This is a genomic window from Rhodoferax sp. OV413 (assembly GCF_945881795.1).
Classification (GTDB): domain Bacteria; phylum Pseudomonadota; class Gammaproteobacteria; order Burkholderiales; family Burkholderiaceae_C; genus Allorhodoferax.
The window spans coordinates 1-16392 of sequence record NZ_CAMCVG010000055.1; the positions used below are offsets into that span (position 1 = coordinate 1).

A 16392-nucleotide genomic window follows, 5' to 3' on the forward strand; every position below is an offset into this window, starting at 1 on the left:
ATTTGGCGCTGGCTCGAAAGGGTGACGCGCTGCCGTTTCTGACCTTCGACGCAAAAGCCTCGAAGGCCGCTGGTGCAAGGTTGCTGACGTGACCCCTTCCCAAGCTTCACAAGCTCCAGGGAGTGACTTCGAATGAGCAAACGGCACGCGGGTTCAGCCGCAAAGGCGTAGCGACTCCGAAGGGCGGCGCGCCGTTTGCATCCGCCCCCATGGAGCCCCCGCTGGTGGGTCGCGGATAATGCCTTCACTATGAGCGGAAACACCTTCGGACACACTTTCACCGTCACCAACTTCGGTGAATCCCACGGCCCGGCCATCGGCTGCATCATCGACGGTTGCCCCCCGGGCATGGACTTGTGCGAGGCTGACATCCAGATCGACCTTGACCGCCGCCGCCCCGGCACCAGTCGCCATGTGACCCAGCGCAACGAGCCCGATGCTGTGCAGATCCTGAGCGGCGTCTACCAGGGCAAAACCACCGGCACCGCGATCGCCCTGCTCATCCAGAACACTGACCAGCGCAGCAAGGATTACGGCAACATCCTCGAGACCTTTCGTCCTGGCCACGCGGACTACACCTACCTCCAGAAGTACGGCATTCGTGATCCGCGCGGTGGCGGCCGCTCCAGCGCGAGGCTCACCGCCCCGATGGTGGCGGCCGGCGCGGTGGCGAAGAAGTGGCTCAAAGAAAAGTTTGGCACCGAGTTTCGCGGCTGCATGACCCAAATCGGCGAGATGCAGATTGGGTTTGAGTCCTGGGAGCATGTGCCGCACAACCCTTTCTTTGCGCCGGTGTCCGATGTGCAGTCGCTGGAAGACTACATGGACGCCCTGCGCAAAGCCGGCGACTCCTGCGGCGCCCGCATTCGCGTGAGCGCCAGCCGGGTGCCGGTGGGTCTGGGAGAGCCGCTGTTTGACAAGATGGACGCGGACATTGCCTACGCGATGATGGGCATCAATGCGGTCAAGGGCGTGGAAATCGGCGCCGGTTTTGCCAGCGTGTCGCAGCGCGGCACCACCCACGGCGACTCGCTCACCCCGGCCGGCTTTGCGAGCAACAACGCCGGCGGCGTGCTGGGCGGCATCACCACCGGGCAGGATCTGGAGGTGAGCATTGCCATCAAGCCCACCAGCTCCATCATCACCCCGCGCGCCTCCATTGACGCCCAAGGCAATCCCACCGAGGTAGTCACCAAGGGCCGCCACGACCCCTGCGTGGGCATTCGCGCCACCCCGATTGCCGAGGCCATGCTGGCGCTGGTGGTGATGGACCACGCCCTGCGCCACCGCGCCCAGTGCGGCGATGTGGTGCCCGGCCTGGCGCCCATTGCTGGCAGCATTTAGGCTACCAGCCCTGTTTAGGGCGCCGGCAGCATTTAGGCTGCCGGCCCGCCGGATTTCAGGCGTAGTCCGCCACTGGCACGCAAGCGCAGAACAGGTTGCGGTCGCCCCAGACGTTGTCCACCCGGCCGACCGTGGGCCAGTACTTGTTGGCCTTGAGGCTGGCCAGCGGGAAGGCGCCCAGCTCGCGGCTGTAAGGCCGCTCCCACGCCTCGCCGATCACGCTGGCTGCGGTGTGGGGCGCGTGTTTGAGCGGGTTGTTGTCGCGCGGCCACTCGCCGCTCTCGATGCGAGCAATCTCGCCGCGAATGGCCACCATAGCGTTGATAAAGCGGTCCAGCTCGGCGAGTGTTTCGCTCTCGGTGGGCTCCACCATCAGCGTGTTGGGCACAGGAAACGACAGGGTGGGCGCGTGAAAGCCGTAGTCCATCAAGCGCTTGGCCACGTCTTCGGCCATCACGCCGCAGCTGTCCTTGAAATGGCGCAAATCCAGAATGCATTCATGCGCCACATGGCCGGGGCGGCCGTTTTGGCCGGCTGAGGCGTAGAGCGTTGGGTAGTGCGGGCCGAGCTGGGCGCTAATGTAGTTGGCGCTCAGGATGGCGACTTCGGTGGCCTGCTTCAGTCCGTCGGGGCCCATCATGCGGCAGTACATCCAGCTGATCGGCAGCACGGCGGCATTACCCAGGGGCGCCGCCGAGACCGCCCCCGTTCCCGGCAGACCGCCGGTGGCATGGCCGGGCAGGTAGGGCACCAGGTCTTCCACCACACACACCGGCCCCACGCCGGGCCCTCCGCCACCGTGGGGGATGCAGAAGGTCTTGTGCAGGTTCAGGTGGCTCACGTCGCCGCCAAATTCGCCGGGGGCTGCGGTGCCCACCAGTGCGTTCATGTTGGCGCCGTCCACATAGACCCGCCCGCCGTGCTGGTGCACCAGCGCGCACAGTGCCTTGACGCTGGTCTCGAACACGCCGTGGGTGCTGGGGTAAGTGATCATCACCGCGGCCAGGTTGGCGCTATGTTGCTCGCACTTGGCCTGCAGGTCGGCCATGTCCACGTTGCCGCTTTCATCGCATTGGGTGACCACCACCGTCATGCCCGCCATCATGGCGCTGGCCGGGTTGGTGCCGTGCGCGCTGCTGGGGATGAGGCAGATGTTGCGGTGGCTCTCGCCGCGGGCTTCGTGGTAGGCCTTGATGACCAGAAGGCCTGAGTATTCGCCCTGGCTGCCGGCGTTGGGCTGCAGGCTGATGCCTGCGTAGCCGGTGGCGGCGCACAGCCAGGCCCGCAGCTGTGCATCCAGCTCGGAGTAGCCGGCGCGCTGGTCGGCCGGGGCAAAGGGGTGGATGTTGGCGAACTCGGGCCAGGTGACGGGAATCATCTCGCTGGTGGCGTTGAGTTTCATGGTGCAGCTGCCCAGCGGAATCATGCTGCGGTCCAGCGCCAGGTCTTTGTCACTGAGTGCGCGGATGTAGCGCAGCATGGCGGTCTCGGAGTGGTGGCTGTTGAAAACCGGGTGGGTGAGGAAGGGGCTGGTGCGGCGCAGGGCGGCCGGAATCCGGGGCTCGGTGCCGGACTCAAAATCGGCCACCTGCGGCAGTGCCTGGCCGGGCTGGGCGAAGAGGCTCCACAGCAGTTCCACATCGTCACGCGTGGTGGTCTCGTCGAGCGAGATGCAGATGTAATCATCCCATGCAATACGTACGTTCACCCCCGCGGATACTGCGCGGGAAGCTATTGCTTTGGTAGCGCCATCCGTTTTGAGACAGAGCGTGTCGAAGGCACCGGGCCTGCCGGTTTCGACGCCGAGCTGCTCCAGTCCCCGGGCAAGAATTGCTGTCAGGGTGGCAACGCGCGTGGCAATACGCGCAAGCCCCTGCGGGCCGTGGTAGACGGCGTACATGCTGGCCACCACCGCCGGCAGCACCTGCGCGGTGCAGATGTTGGAGGTGGCTTTTTCGCGGCGGATGTGCTGCTCGCGGGTTTGCAACGCCAGGCGGTAGGCAGGGTTGCCGTGGACATCGATGCTCACGCCCACCAGGCGGCCGGGCATGGAGCGTTTGAACTCGTCACGGCAGGCCATGTAGGCCGCGTGCGGACCGCCGTTGCACATTGGCATGCCAAAGCGCTGGGTGGTTCCCACCACGATGTCGGCTGCGCCTGCCGGGTCACCGGCACCCCATTCGCCGGGGGGGACGAGCAGGGTCAGGGCCAGCAGGTCGGCGGCGACGATGTAGGCGCCGCCTTTGCGGTGCACGGTTTTGACGTCATCGCCTTCCTCGCCCAGGCGCCCGCTGGTGGAGGGGTACTGTTCCAGCACGGCAAAGTAATCGTCGCCGGCAAGCAACGCGTCCCACTGCTCCTGGGAGTCGGCCAGCTTGACGACGATGCCCAGAGGCGCGGCGCGCGTCTGGATGACTTCGATGGTCTGGGGGTGCGCATCACCTGCAACGATGAACACATTGCCCCGGGCCTTGACCGAGCGGCGCGCCAGCGTCATTGCTTCGGCGGCGGCGGTGGCCTCGTCGAGCATGGAGGCATTGGCAATCGGCATGGCGGTCAGGTCGCAGACCATGGTCTGGAAGTTGATCAGCGCCTCCATACGGCCCTGCGAAATTTCAGCCTGGTAGGGCGTGTAGGCGGTGTACCAGGCGGGGTTCTCCAGAATATTGCGCAGGATGACGCCAGGGGTGTGGGTGCCGTAGTAGCCCTGGCCGATAAAGCTCTTGAGCACCTTGTTCTTGCCGGCCAGGGCTTTGAGCTCGGCCAGTGCGGCGGCCTCGCTGATGGCGGAGGGAATGTCCATCGCGCTGCTGCGCGCAATGCTGGCGGGCACGACGCTGGCAATCAGCGCCTGGCGGCTGGGCTCGCCAATGGTTTGCAGCATCTGCGCTTCGTCGTCGGCGGTAATTCCGATGTGGCGGGCGTGGAATTCGCTGGCGTTTTCCAGTGCGGTGAGGGAGTGGGGAAATTGGGATGAGTTTGGCATGGCGGTAGTGTTCGGCGGCGGCGGCGGGTGGTGGAGGGCGGTTGAGGGAGCAGCGGGCCCACGGGTTCGGCGTGGGCCGCCGGCGGGGCCTTACGGCTTGGCCGCGAAGCTGGTGTAGCTGGTTTCGTCCATCAGGCCTTCGAGCTCGGCAGGGTCTGAGAGCTTGACCTTGAAGAACCAGCCCGTGCCCAGCGGGTCGGTGTTGGCCAGCGACGGGTCGCTGCGCAGGTCTTCATTCACCTCCAGCACTTCGCCGGTCACCGGCATGTACACATCAGCCGCCGCCTTGACCGACTCCACCACGCCGGCCACAGCCTTGGCGTGGATCACCGCGCCCACGGAGGGCAGGTCTACAAACACCACGTCGCCCAGCGCGTCCTGCGCGTGGTGGGTGATGCCAACAATGGCGATATCGCCGTCGACCTGAAGCCATTCGTGGTCGGGGGTGTATTTGAGGGACATGTTGTTCTCCTGAAAACGGAAGTGAAAACGTGGAAATTAAAGAGGGGTTGAACCACCGGAACGTGAACCTGCCAGCCCAGAATGTAGCGGCTGCCAGGGGGGCGTCCGGCCTTCGGGCTTGGGATTGGCGGGCTCGCCGCGGGCTGCGTCATCAGCCACGGAAATAGCGGTTGGGTACAAAGGGCATGGCGCACACCTCCATGGGCACCGGCTTGCCGCGTACCAGGGCGTTCACCCGGCTGCCCGGGGCGCTGTGGGCTGCGTCCACATAGGCCATGGCGATGCACTTGTCGATGCTGGGCCCCAGCAGGCCGCTGGTGACTTCGCCAATGGGCTGGCCGGTGGCGTCTTGCAAGGCTGTGTGCTCGCGCACCGGTATGCGCTCCAGCGCCACCAGACCGACCCTTTTTTTAGTGCCTTTTGGGCTGCCAGAGCCCGTAGATACTGCGAGAGCAGCTAGTATTTTTGTAGCACCCGGAAATCCGCCGGCCCGCGCGCCACCGGTGCGGCGCACCTTTTGGATGGCCCAGTTCAGGCTGGCCTCGACCGGCGTGGTGGTGGTGTCGATGTCGTTGCCGTACAGGCACAGTCCAGCCTCCAGCCGCAGCGAATTGCGCGCCCCCAGGCCCACCGGCTGCACCTCCGGCTGCGCCAGGAGGGCGCGTGCCAGCGCCTCGGCGTGGCGGTTGTGGACAGAGATTTCAAACCCGTCCTCTCCGGTGTAGCCGCTGCGGGTGAGGAACACCACAAATTCCTGCCCGGCGGTGCGAACGGTGAACTCGCCGCCGGTCATGAACACCAGCTTCTCCACCCCGGCGGCCAGGCGCTCCAGCGCGGTCACAGCCTGCGGCCCTTGCAGCGCCAGGAGCGCGTAGTCCGGCAGGGGTGTGACCTGGCAGCGGTTCCCGATGGCGGCCTGAATGTGGGCGAAATCTCCCGCCTTGCAGGCGCCGTTGACGATGACGAACAGTTCGTCGTCGGCCTGCTTGAAGAACATCAGGTCGTCGACGATGCCGCCCTCCTCATTGAGCAGCAGGCCGTAGCGTTGTTTGCCCACCGGCAGGTCGATCACGTCCACCGGCATCAGGCTCTCAAACGCGGACGCCGCATCCGCGCCACTCAGGCGCAACTGGCCCATGTGCGACACATCAAACAGGCCCGCAGCGCGGCGGGTGTGGTGGTGTTCGGCCATCAGACCGGCGGGGTATTGCACTGGCATGGAGTAGCCGGCAAAGGGCACCATGCGGGCGCCAAGCTCCAGATGCAAAGCGTGCAGGGGCGTGGTTTGCAGTGGCGCGGGCTGAGCGATTGAATCGGAGGAGGGCGAGGACATGGCGGCAATCCAAACGGGCCAAGCGCAGTGCGCTAGCGGGGCAAGTCAAAACCCGAGGCGCTCGCAGGGCTGCGTGCGTCCGGTGCTGCCCCCGCTGTCCGCTTTACCTGAGAGATTCGCCGGGCCTGCGTGCAAGGGGCTTGTGCCCGGTGCGCCGACTGCGGTTTGCTCCTTCGGTGGCTCGCGGCGCGCATCAGATGCGGCACAAGCTCTCTCCAGTGGGGTGTTGCCAGCGGTGCACGCACTGCCGGCAGGGGTCAGTCCTTTTGCCTGAGCGTTCAGACCGCTGCAATCAGCCGTCCTGCGCCTTCGGCGGCCCCCTTGAGGGGCGCTCTCCTGACCTGCGCAAATTCTAAACGAGGGTTTGGCTTGCTACTATTGCGCCGTTTTTAATCACCCTAGTCTCATGCTTCATATCCCTCGGCTCGTGCTGATCGGTGTCTACTTTCTGTTCGCCTCAGTGGTGAGTTTGCTCATCTGCCTGGCGCGGCCTTTCCACCCCGACAACTCGCGCCTCTGCGGCAAGGTGTTCGCAGTGCCTTCTCTGCGGATCATGGGCCTGCGCCTGCAGGTAGAGACCGCAGACTGGCAGGCGCAGCCCAATCCGTTTGTGATTGTGGCCAACCACCAGTCCAACTGGGACTTGTTTGTGCTGGGCGGCGCGGTGCCGCCGCGCACCGTGTCCATTGGTAAGCAAAGCCTGAAATGGCTGCCGCTTTTCGGGCAGATTTTCTGGTTGGCAGGCAACATCCTGATTGATCGCGGCAACGCGGCCAAAGCCAAAGCCGCCATGCTGCACACCACTGCGGTGATGCAGTCGCAAGATACCTCGATATGGGTCTTTGCCGAAGGCACGCGCAACCACGGCCAGGGCCTGCTGCCATTTAAGAAAGGCGCGTTTCAGATGGCCATCAACGCCGGTCTGCCCATCGTGCCCGTGTGCTGCAGCAGCTACAAGAACACCATGCGCCTGAACCGCTGGAACAGCGGCTCGGTCATCATCAAGACCCTGTCGCCTATTCCAACCGCCGGCATGACCTTGGACGACATGCCCGCTCTGATGGAGGACTGCAGGGCCAAGATGCTGGCCTGCATTGCCGAGCTAGACGCCCGCACTGCCGTCTTAACCTCGGCCTGATCCATCACCCATTCAGCCCATCGTTGTGCCTTACATGCCCGCGTAATTGGGCCCGCCGCCACCCTCGGGCGTGACCCACACGATGTTCTGGGTCGGGTCTTTGATGTCGCAGGTTTTGCAGTGCACACAGTTCTGGGCGTTGATCTGCAGGCGGTCGGTGTTGTCGTCGTTTTTGACGTATTCGTACACGCCGGCCGGGCAGTAGCGGGCCTCGGGTCCGGCGTATTGCGCGAGATTGATGCCAACCGGCACCGATGCATCCTTCAGTGTGAGGTGGGCGGGCTGATTCTCTTCGTGGTTGGTGTTACTGATGAACACGCTGGAGAGCCGGTCGAAGGTGAGCTTGCCGTCGGGCTTGGGGTACACGATGGGTTTGCAATCGGCTGCGGGCTTCAGGTAAGCGTGGTCTGGCTTGTCGCGGTGCAGGGTCCAGGGAATGTGTCCGCGCAGAACAAACTGCTCAAAGCCGTTCAGCAGCGTGGCGGTGGTCAGGCCGTATTTGAACCAGTTCTTGAAGTTGCGGTCTTTATTCAGTTCGGTGTGCAGCCAGCTTTTCTCGAACGCTTCGGGGTAGGCGCTCAGCTCGTCATGCTGGCGGCCCGCAACTACCGCCTCGTAGGCTGCCTGGGCAGCCAGCATGCCGGTCTTGATGGCGGCGTGGCTGCCCTTGATGCGGCTCACATTCAGATAGCCCGCGTTGCAGCCCACCAGACAGCCGCCGGGAAAAACGGTCTTGGGCAGCGCGTTGATACCGCTGGCATTGATGGCGCGAGCGCCATATGACAGGCGCTTGGCGGTGAGCTCGCCCTTCGCGTTTTCAAAGTAGTAGCGCACATGGGGGTGCGTCTTCCAACGCTGGAATTCCTCGAACGGGCTGAGGTAGGGGTTGCTGTAGTTCAGTCCGGTCACAAAGCCTAACGCCACCTTGTTGCCCTCCAGGTGGTACAAAAATGCGCCGCCGTAGGTGTCGCTTTCCATCGGCCAGCCGGCGGTGTGCATGACAAAGCCGGGCTGGTGGCGGCTGGGGTCAATTTCCCACAGCTCCTTGATGCCCAAGCCAAAGCTTTGCGGGTCGCGGCCGGCGTCGAGCTGGTAGCGGGCAATCAGCTGCTTGCCCAGGTGTCCGCGCGCGCCTTCGGCAAACACGGTGTATTTGCCCAGCAGCTCCATGCCGAGCTGGAAGTTGCCGGTAGGTTCGCCGTCTTTGCCCACGCCCAGGTTACCGGTGGCAACGCCCCGGACGGCGCCTGAGTCGGTGTACAGCACTTCGGCTGCAGTAAAGCCGGGGAAGATCTCGACGCCCAAGACTTCGGCCCGTTCGGCCAGCCATTTAGTCAACGCGCCCAGGCTGATGATGTAGTTGCCTTCGTTGTGCGCAAAGGGCGGCAGCACCATGTTGGGCACGCGAAAGCCCGACTTTTCTCCGAGGAAAAGATAGGCGTCTTCGGTGACGGGCTGGTTCAGCGGAGCGCCCAAGGCCTTCCAGTCGGGAATCAATTCGGTGAGCGCCCGGGGGTCCATGATGGCGCCGGACAGAATATGGGCGCCGGGTTCCGAGCCCTTTTCCAGCACCACGACCGAGACATCGGTGCCTTGCTCAGCGGCCAGTTGTTTCAGCCGGATGGCGGTTGCCAGGCCGCCGGGGCCGCCTCCCACCACGACCACGTCGTATTCCATGGATTCGCGCGGGCCGAATTGGGCCAGTATTTCTTGGTTCGTCATGCGTGTCTCGCTTGATAATGGTTGTCCAGCTCGGCGGCGTTTTCGCGCTCCCGCGCACGCAACCCTTGCCCTATTTTATTCGCTGATTTTCAGAAAAAGAACGACCGTTCTTTTTTGGTTTATGGAGGCACCCTCAATGGCTTACAACATCGATCTCTCCGGACGTATTGCATTCATCACCGGGGCCTCGGGCGGTCTCGGCGCGCAGTTCGCCCGCACCCTGTCTGCAGCGGGTGCGGCGGTTGTGCTGGCCAGCCGGCGTATCGACAAGCTCAAGGACTTGCGGGCTGAAATTGAGGCGCAGGGCGGCGACGCCCATGTCATCGAACTGGATGTCACCGATCACGACTCCATCAAGTCGGCGGTGGCCCATGCGGAGACCGAGGTCGGGTCCATTGACATCCTCATCAACAATTCGGGTGTGAGCACCACACAGCGATTGCAAGAAGTGAGCCCCGACGACTACGACTTCATGTTCAACACCAACGTCAAAGGTGCTTTTTTTGTGGCCCAAGAAGTCGGCAAGCGGATGTTGGCCCGCGCCAAAGGGGCAGCACCCGGCAGCTACACCGGCGGGCGGATCGTCAACATCGCATCCGTAGCCGGATTGCGTGTCTTGCCGCAAATCGGCGTGTACTGCATGAGCAAGGCTGCCGTCATCCAGATGACCAAGGCGCAAGCCCTGGAGTGGGGCAAGTACGGCATCAATGTCAATGCGCTGTGTCCCGGCTACATTGACACTGAAATCAACCACCATCACTGGCAGACCGAGGGCGGGCAAAAGCTGGTGCAGATGCTGCCCCGTAAACGCATCGGTCACCCGACCGACCTGGACGCCATGCTAGTCACCCTGTGCTCAGACCAGAGCCACTTCATCAACGGCGCAGTCATTGCAGCCGACGACGGTTTTGGTATTTGACCCTTGCCGGCCGAAAGATTGAGGAGTTTCTGCTTGGCGGTGATGTGCTAGCGGGAGTTCTTGCCGGTTTGGCCGCAGGGGCGCTGTGGGGTTTGGTTTTTGTGGCGCCTGCGCTGGCGCCGGGTTTGCTGCCGGTGGATCTGGCGGCGGGCCGGTTCATCGTGTTTGGTCTGACCTCGCTGTGCATGATCGGCTTCGGCTTGCTGCGGGGCAGCTTCCATTGGCCCACCTGGCGGCAGGCCGGGGCTGCGCTGCTGCTGAGTGTTTTGGGTTTCTCCGGCTACTACCTTTTGCTGGTTTACGCCATTCGCGATGCGGGTGTCGAAGTGCCCACCCTCATCATCGGGACGATTCCCGTGTGGGTCATGTTGCTGGGCAAGCCCACCGGCTTGCGATGGGGCGGCCTCCTGCCGGGCTTGCTGCTGACCTTGGCAGGCCTTGCCCTGATGATCGCTGCGCAGGGCGGGGGTCTGGAACTGCCGCTGCAGGGCTCGGTCTTCTGGCGCGGGGTGGTCTTCGCCCTGCTGGCGATGGCGTGCTGGGTCGCCTTCGCGATTTTCAATTCCGCCTGGCTCAAGCGTCACACCGAAGTGAAGCTCAAGGACTGGACGAGCTGGATGGGGGTGAGTGCGGGGCTGGCTGCTGGTGTGCTGTGGGCAGCCATGGGTACCCCTGTAAATGACCTGCTAGGCCACGCCGATATTGCGCAGGCCGCTATTGTATGTATAGCAACTGGAGTTGGCTCCGCGTGGGTGGCGACCGTGTTGTGGAACTTTGCAAGCCGGCGCCTCAGCGCCAGCTTGTGCGGCCAGCTCATCGTCTCGGAAACCTTGTTTGCCTTGGTCTATGCGTTTTTGATGGTCGGCGACTGGCCGGCAACTTTGCAGTGGCTGGCCAGTGCGATGTTCGTTTTGGGGATGGTCGCCTCCATCAAGGCGCACCGCTGAGCCCGATGCGCCGTCTCGGCGCCAAGCAACTTATTTCGGAGCCAGGCGGATGGCGCCATCCAGGCGGATGACCTCTCCGTTGAGCATGTCATTTTCGAAAATATGTAACGCCAGCTTGGCGTAGTCCAGCGGTGTGCCCAGACGGGACGGGAACGGAACGCTCGCGGCCAAGGAATCTTGGACTTCCTGCGGCATGCTGAACATCATCGGGGTGCCGAAGATACCGGGTGCAATCGTCATGTTGCGGATTCCGTTGCGTGCCAGATCGCGGGCAATCGGCAAGGTCATACCGACCACACCGCCCTTTGATGCGCTGTAAGCCGCCTGGCCGATTTGGCCGTCGTAGGCAGCCACCGAGGCCGTAGAAATCATCACACCGCGCTCGCCGGTAGTCTCGGGCTCGTTCTTGCTCATAGCTTCAGCCGCTAAGCGAATCATGTTGAAGCTGCCGATTAGGTTGACCATGATGGTCTTGTTAAACGAGGCCAGGGCATGCGCGCCGTTCTTGCCCACGGTTTTCTCGCCGGTTGCAATGCCGGCGCAGTTCACCAGTCCCATCAGTTTGCCCATGGACACGGCCCGTGCGATGACGGCTTGGCCATCGGTTTCGTTGCTTACGTCGCAGCGAACAAATGCGCCGCCCAATTCCTTGGCGATGGCCTCGCCCTTGTCGACTTGCATGTCAGCGATCACTACTTTGCCGCCTTTGGCCGTCAGCATGCGTGCTGTGCCTTCGCCTAGGCCCGACGCGCCGCCTGTGACGATAAAAACTTTTCCAGCGATTTCCATGAGGGACTCCCGTGTGAGGTTCAACAGTTGTTAGGTGTAGGTTCGCGCAAATTATGGCGCAGGCCCGGCTCAACCCAGCTCAACCCCGCTTATCCGCCAAGCCTACCCTGATGGATCAGCGGCTGGAGGCCGCCGATAAGCTGATATACTTCGGCCTCTCGGATAAATGTAGGCGCATAGCTCAGCTGGTTAGAGCACCACCTTGACATGGTGGGGGTCGTTGGTTCGAGTCCAATTGCGCCTACCAACTCTCCCGGATGCCCGATCCGACTAGGGTAATCCTAGGTCAGCGGCATACGATCACTCCCTAGAATGTGCTGCAGTGCAACACTCACCTGGCGCCAGCCTTCTATGCTGAGCGATCGCAATGCAAAAAGCCTCCACCACAGATTCCAAAAAGACTCAACGGGTTATAAAAAAGTATCCCAACCGTCGGCTCTACGACACCGACACTTCCACCTACATCACGCTGACTGAAATCAAGCAGCTGGTGATGGACAGCGAAGCCTTCGCCGTGGTGGATGCCAAAACCGGTGACGATTTGACCCGCAGCATCCTTTTGCAGATTATTCTGGAAGAAGAAGCCCACGGCTCACCCATGTTCACCGCTCCGGTTTTGTCCCACATCATCCGTTTTTATGGGCATGCTATGCAGGGTTTCATGGGCGGCTACCTGGAAAAAAACATGCAGGCGCTGATGGAAATGCAGGTGCCGATGGTGCAGGGCGTCATGGGTAACAATATGTTCCAGCAGATGCAGGAACAAATGCAAAAGCAAACCGAGCAATTCCTCGGCACGTTCGGCATCAAGCGCTGAGTGCTGCAGAAGGCGTCCGGAAAGTAGATTCCGCGGCCTCCCGATATGACTGAAATGTTGACCCCTACTCCCGCCGCGCAGGCTGCACCTAAAGTTGGCTTCGTGAGCCTGGGTTGCCCCAAAGCGCTTACCGACTCCGAACTCATTCTTACGCAGCTCAGCGCAGAGGGGTACCAGACCTCCAAGACCTTTCAGGGTGCTGATCTGGTCATTGTCAACACATGCGGATTCATTGACGACGCGGTCAAAGAAAGCCTGGACACGATTGGCGAGGCATTGGCGGAGAACGGGCGCGTAATCGTTACCGGCTGCCTGGGTGCTAAGACCACCGAAGGCGGTGACAACATGGTGCGCAAAATGCACCCCAAAGTGCTTGCCGTGACTGGCCCTCATGCGACTCAGGAAGTGATGGACGCGGTACACCTGAACCTGCCCAAGCCGCATGATCCCTTCCTCGATTTGGTGCCGCAATCGTTTGGCGTCGCAGGGATCAAGCTCACGCCGCGTCACTACGCCTACCTGAAGATCAGCGAAGGCTGCAACCACCGCTGTACCTTTTGCATCATCCCCAGCATGCGCGGCGATCTGGTGTCCCGACCCATTGGCGATGTGCTGACTGAGGCCCGTGCCTTGTTTGAGGGCGGCGTGAAAGAGCTGCTCGTCATTAGCCAAGATACGTCCGCCTATGGCGTTGATGTGAAATACCGCACCGGGTTTTGGGATGGCAAGCCGGTCAAGACCCGGATGTTGGAATTGGTGCAAGCCCTGGGTGACTTGGCCGAGCCTTACGGCGCGTGGGTCAGGTTGCATTACGTGTACCCCTACCCGAGTGTGGACGACATCATTCCGCTCATGGCAATAGGGCGGGTATTACCGTACCTTGATGTGCCGCTGCAGCACAGCCACCCCGATGTGTTGCGTCGTATGAAGCGACCGGCGAGTGGCGAGAAAAATCTAGAGCGCTTGCAGCAGTGGCGCGAGGCCTGTCCTTCCCTCGTCGTGCGCAGCACATTCATTGCCGGCTTCCCGGGCGAGACTGAAGAAGAGTTTTCGCACCTGCTGGACTTTGTGCGTGAAGCCCAGATTGACCGAGCGGGTTGCTTTGCCTATAGCGCGGTCCAAGGCGCAACTGCCAATGAATTGCCGGGCATGCTGCCTATTGAGTTGCGCGAGGAGCGTCGTGCCCGCTTCATGGAGGTGGCTGAAGAGGTTTCGGCCGCGCGATTGCAGCGGCGTGTGGGTTCTGTCATGCAGGTGCTGGTGGATTCGGCGCCGGGCTTGGGCCGTAGAGGCGGAGTCGGCCGAAGTTATGCCGACGCGCCAGAGATTGACGGCGTGGTGCGCTTACTCGCGCCCGAAAAAATCAGCAAAAACATGAAGGTCGGTGAGTTCACCAAGGTGCGTATTGTCAGCGCCCAAGGCCATGACCTTGTCGCGTTGCCCATCTAAGATGTGAGTGGTCATGCAAGGCGAATACCGTACCTTGCGAGACCCAATAGCGCGCAACTTCAATAGACGAAAAAAAGCCGCTGTGAAGACAGCGGCTTTTCATTAACTACATTACCATTGTTGGTGCCCAGAAGAGGACTCGAACCTCCACGAAGTTACTCGCTAGTACCTGAAACTAGTGCGTCTACCAATTCCGCCATCTGGGCATCTCAGGAAAGAGAGAATTATATCAAACATTTAGGCCAACACAGCAGCTTGCTGGAAGAAGTTGACGGGGTGGTGCAAGGGCATCGTGATGGACATGGCTTCGTTTCCCGAGACGACGGAGCACCCGATATTTACCTCCCTCCCAATGAAATGCGCGCCGTTTTGCACAAGGACCGGGTCAAGGTTCGCATCGTGCGTAGCGACCGCAAAGGCAGGCCCGAAGGCCGCGTCGTAGAAATCACCGAACGATCCAAGCAACCCATCATCGGCAGGCTTTTGCAAGAGAGCGGTGTCTGGCTGGTAGCTCCTGAAGACAAGCGCTATGGGCAGGATGTACTCATCCCGAAAGGTGCCACCAGCGTGGCCAAGCCCGGGCAGGTGGTAGTGGTCGAGTTGATTGAGCCGCCGGCCTTGTTCGGACAGCCCGTCGGCCGCATCAAGGAGGTTCTCGGCGAGGTCGATGACCCAGGTATGGAAATCGAAATTGCGGTACGCAAATACAGCGTCCCCCACGAGTTTTCAGACGCTTGCGTGGCGCTGGCCCGCACCCTGCCGGACAAGGTTCGGCCCATTGACAAGTTAAGCCGTATTGACCTTACCGACATCCCATTGGTCACCATTGACGGCGAAGACGCACGCGACTTTGACGACGCGGTTTTTTGTGAGCCGGCCAGCAAGGGCCGTGGCAGAACCGCGCTCAAGGGCTGGCGTCTGCTGGTGGCGATTGCCGACGTCAGCCACTATGTGGAAACCGGTAACGCGATTGATGTGGATGCCTATGACCGCGCGACCAGCGTGTATTTCCCGCGCCGCGTCATTCCGATGCTCCCGGAGAAGCTCTCTAACGGGCTGTGCTCGCTGAACCCGGAAGTCGAGCGCTTGTGCATGGTCTGCGACATGTTTGTTACCGAAGAGGGTGAACTAGACGCTTACCAGTTTTATCCCGCGGTCATGTGGAGCCACGCGCGTTTCACTTACACCGAAGTGGCAGCCATTTTGGGCAACACGCGTGGCCCCGAGGCCAACAAGCGCAAAGACTTGGTTCCCCATTTGCTCAATTTGTATGGCGTGTACCAGGCCCTGCTCAAGTCGCGCCACAAGCGCGGCGCGGTCGACTTTGAAACCACCGAGACGCAAATCGTGTGTGATGAAAACGGGCGCATCGAAAAAATCGTTCCGCGCACCCGCAATACAGCGCACCGCTTGATCGAAGAGGCCATGCTCGCGGCCAACGTCTGCAGTGCGGACTTCATCGCACAAAACAAGCATCAAGGTTTGTTTCGGGTGCACGAGGGCCCGACCCCCGAGAAGCAGGAAACTCTGCGTAATTACCTCAAGGTCACCGGAATCGGCATGAGCATCAGCGATAAGCCGGCCCCCGGAGAGTTTCAGGCGATTGCCGAGGCGACCAAAGACAGGCCCGATGCGCAGCAGGTTCACTCTATGCTGCTGCGGTCCATGTCGCAGGCGATTTACACGCCAATCAACAGTGGCCACTTCGGCCTGGCGTTTGATGCCTACACCCACTTCACCAGCCCGATCCGGCGCTATCCGGACTTGTTGGTGCACCGTGTAATCAAAGCAATTCTGGAGAAGACCAAGTACCAGCTTCCCGTGCTGCCCACGCCGGGAGAGGCGCACGCCAAACTGGCGCGCCGCCTTGAGAAAAACATGGCCTCCCGCGTTGCCAACACGGATGCCAAGCCGAAGAAACTCAGCGCCGAAGGCACCGCATGGCAAGCCGCGGGCTTGCATTGCAGCGCCAACGAGCGCCGCGCCGACGAGGCAAGCCGCGATGTAGAGGCCTGGTTGAAGTGCAAGTACATGCGCGAGCATCTGGGCGAGGAATATTCAGGCGTTGTCACCTCAGCCACCACATTCGGCCTGTTTGTGACGCTGGATGCCATGTATGTCGAAGGCTTGGTGCACATCACCGAGCTTGGCGGCGAATACTTCCGCTTTGATGAGGCGCGGCAGGAGTTACGTGGTGAGCGCACCGGCATTCGCTACGCCATCGGCACGCGGGTGCGCATTCAGGTCAGCCGTGTGGACTTGGACGGACGCAAGATTGACTTCCGTCTGGTGCAAGAGGGGCAAGCAGGCTTGCCCAAGTTGCCGCCTGAAAAGGGTGCCGGGCGGGATGCCAAATCCGGGCGCACTGAGTTCTCGAGTCGCCTTGAGGCGGACGTGGACAGCAAAGTGCCCTTCAAGGGCAAAGTGCGGCAGCAGCGCAATGACGTAAAAAGCAGCCGTAGCGGACGCAGCGCCGAAAAGGAACC

The 16392-nt window shown here is 61.8% G+C and carries 12 protein-coding genes, 2 tRNA genes and 2 riboswitches; of the genes, 8 read left to right on the forward strand and 6 right to left on the reverse strand.

Going from position 1 to position 16392, the window contains the following annotated elements:
• Positions 1-249 precede the first annotated feature (249 nt).
• On the forward strand, positions 250-1344 hold the full coding sequence (aroC, locus tag Q0O05_RS08140; protein WP_293661964.1) for a chorismate synthase: 1095 nt from the start codon (positions 250-252) through the stop codon (positions 1342-1344).
• Positions 1345-1399: 55 nt separating this feature from the next.
• On the opposite strand, the gene gcvP is transcribed toward aroC, so the two are convergent.
• The 3 genes from gcvP to gcvT form a co-directional block, all read right to left on the reverse strand.
• Positions 1400-4330, reverse strand: a complete 2931-nt coding sequence (gene gcvP, locus Q0O05_RS08145) for an aminomethyl-transferring glycine dehydrogenase (RefSeq protein WP_293661966.1) — start codon at positions 4328-4330, stop codon at positions 1400-1402.
• A 90-nt stretch (positions 4331-4420) separates the two neighbouring features.
• Positions 4421-4792: a glycine cleavage system protein GcvH gene (gene gcvH, locus Q0O05_RS08150; RefSeq protein ID WP_293661968.1), complete on the reverse strand. Its 372-nt coding sequence runs from the start codon at positions 4790-4792 to the stop codon at positions 4421-4423.
• A 151-nt stretch (positions 4793-4943) separates the two neighbouring features.
• Positions 4944-6125, reverse strand: coding sequence for a glycine cleavage system aminomethyltransferase GcvT (gcvT, locus tag Q0O05_RS08155; RefSeq protein ID WP_293661970.1), 1182 nt, complete (start codon positions 6123-6125; stop codon positions 4944-4946).
• An 84-nt stretch (positions 6126-6209) separates the two neighbouring features.
• Positions 6210-6354, reverse strand: a riboswitch (glycine riboswitch).
• Positions 6355-6373: 19 nt separating this feature from the next.
• Positions 6374-6474, reverse strand: a riboswitch (glycine riboswitch).
• Positions 6475-6531: 57 nt separating this feature from the next.
• On the opposite strand from gcvT, the gene Q0O05_RS08160 reads away from it, so the two are divergent.
• A complete protein-coding gene (locus Q0O05_RS08160; protein WP_293661972.1) occupies positions 6532-7263 on the forward strand; it encodes a 1-acylglycerol-3-phosphate O-acyltransferase in 732 nt (243 codons plus the stop codon).
• 30 nt (positions 7264-7293) lie between these two features.
• On the opposite strand, the gene Q0O05_RS08165 is transcribed toward Q0O05_RS08160, so the two are convergent.
• Positions 7294-8985, reverse strand: coding sequence for an electron transfer flavoprotein-ubiquinone oxidoreductase (locus Q0O05_RS08165; protein ID WP_293661974.1), 1692 nt, complete (start codon positions 8983-8985; stop codon positions 7294-7296).
• A gap of 136 nt (positions 8986-9121) precedes the next feature.
• On the opposite strand from Q0O05_RS08165, the gene Q0O05_RS08170 reads away from it, so the two are divergent.
• Together Q0O05_RS08170 and Q0O05_RS08175 are read left to right on the forward strand one after the other, a co-directional pair.
• A complete protein-coding gene (locus Q0O05_RS08170; protein ID WP_293661976.1) occupies positions 9122-9904 on the forward strand; it encodes an SDR family oxidoreductase in 783 nt (260 codons plus the stop codon).
• Complete coding sequence (locus Q0O05_RS08175; RefSeq protein WP_293661977.1) at positions 9901-10851, forward strand: DMT family transporter; 951 nt, start codon at positions 9901-9903, stop codon at positions 10849-10851. Before Q0O05_RS08170 ends, Q0O05_RS08175 begins: the two co-directional genes overlap by 4 nt.
• A gap of 30 nt (positions 10852-10881) precedes the next feature.
• Here Q0O05_RS08175 and Q0O05_RS08180 read toward each other — a convergent pair whose 3' ends face one another.
• Positions 10882-11640 (reverse strand): 3-hydroxyacyl-CoA dehydrogenase, encoded by a 759-nt coding sequence (locus tag Q0O05_RS08180; protein WP_293661978.1) that lies wholly within the window; start codon positions 11638-11640, stop codon positions 10882-10884.
• Between the two features lie 170 nt (positions 11641-11810).
• Here Q0O05_RS08180 and Q0O05_RS08185 point away from each other — a divergent pair.
• From Q0O05_RS08185 to rimO, 3 genes are all read left to right on the forward strand, one after another.
• A tRNA-Val gene (locus tag Q0O05_RS08185) sits at positions 11811-11887 on the forward strand.
• 120 nt (positions 11888-12007) lie between these two features.
• A complete protein-coding gene (phaR, locus tag Q0O05_RS08190; protein WP_293661980.1) occupies positions 12008-12457 on the forward strand; it encodes a polyhydroxyalkanoate synthesis repressor PhaR in 450 nt (149 codons plus the stop codon).
• 45 nt (positions 12458-12502) lie between these two features.
• Positions 12503-13906: a 30S ribosomal protein S12 methylthiotransferase RimO gene (gene rimO, locus Q0O05_RS08195; RefSeq protein WP_293661982.1), complete on the forward strand. Its 1404-nt coding sequence runs from the start codon at positions 12503-12505 to the stop codon at positions 13904-13906.
• A gap of 121 nt (positions 13907-14027) precedes the next feature.
• Here the strand turns inward: rimO and Q0O05_RS08200 are convergent.
• Positions 14028-14112, reverse strand: a tRNA-Leu gene (locus Q0O05_RS08200).
• A gap of 49 nt (positions 14113-14161) precedes the next feature.
• On the opposite strand from Q0O05_RS08200, the gene rnr reads away from it, so the two are divergent.
• Positions 14162-16392 (forward strand): ribonuclease R (gene rnr, locus Q0O05_RS08205; RefSeq protein ID WP_293661983.1); only part of this gene is annotated, 2231 nt, incomplete at its 3' end.

Excerpts from the sequence above, each read along its gene's own strand:
- aroC (WP_293661964.1), top strand. The coding sequence starts at position 250 with ATGAGCGGAAACACCTTCGGACACACTTTCACCGTCACCAACTTCGGT.
- gcvP (WP_293661966.1), bottom strand. The coding sequence starts at position 4,330 with ATGCCAAACTCATCCCAATTTCCCCACTCCCTCACCGCACTGGAAAAC.
- gcvH (WP_293661968.1), bottom strand. The coding sequence starts at position 4,792 with ATGTCCCTCAAATACACCCCCGACCACGAATGGCTTCAGGTCGACGGC.
- gcvT (WP_293661970.1), bottom strand. The coding sequence starts at position 6,125 with ATGTCCTCGCCCTCCTCCGATTCAATCGCTCAGCCCGCGCCACTGCAA.
- Q0O05_RS08160 (WP_293661972.1), top strand. The coding sequence starts at position 6,532 with ATGCTTCATATCCCTCGGCTCGTGCTGATCGGTGTCTACTTTCTGTTC.
- Q0O05_RS08165 (WP_293661974.1), bottom strand. The coding sequence starts at position 8,985 with ATGACGAACCAAGAAATACTGGCCCAATTCGGCCCGCGCGAATCCATG.
- Q0O05_RS08170 (WP_293661976.1), top strand. The coding sequence starts at position 9,122 with ATGGCTTACAACATCGATCTCTCCGGACGTATTGCATTCATCACCGGG.
- Q0O05_RS08180 (WP_293661978.1), bottom strand. The coding sequence starts at position 11,640 with ATGGAAATCGCTGGAAAAGTTTTTATCGTCACAGGCGGCGCGTCGGGC.
- phaR (WP_293661980.1), top strand. The coding sequence starts at position 12,008 with ATGCAAAAAGCCTCCACCACAGATTCCAAAAAGACTCAACGGGTTATA.
- rimO (WP_293661982.1), top strand. The coding sequence starts at position 12,503 with ATGACTGAAATGTTGACCCCTACTCCCGCCGCGCAGGCTGCACCTAAA.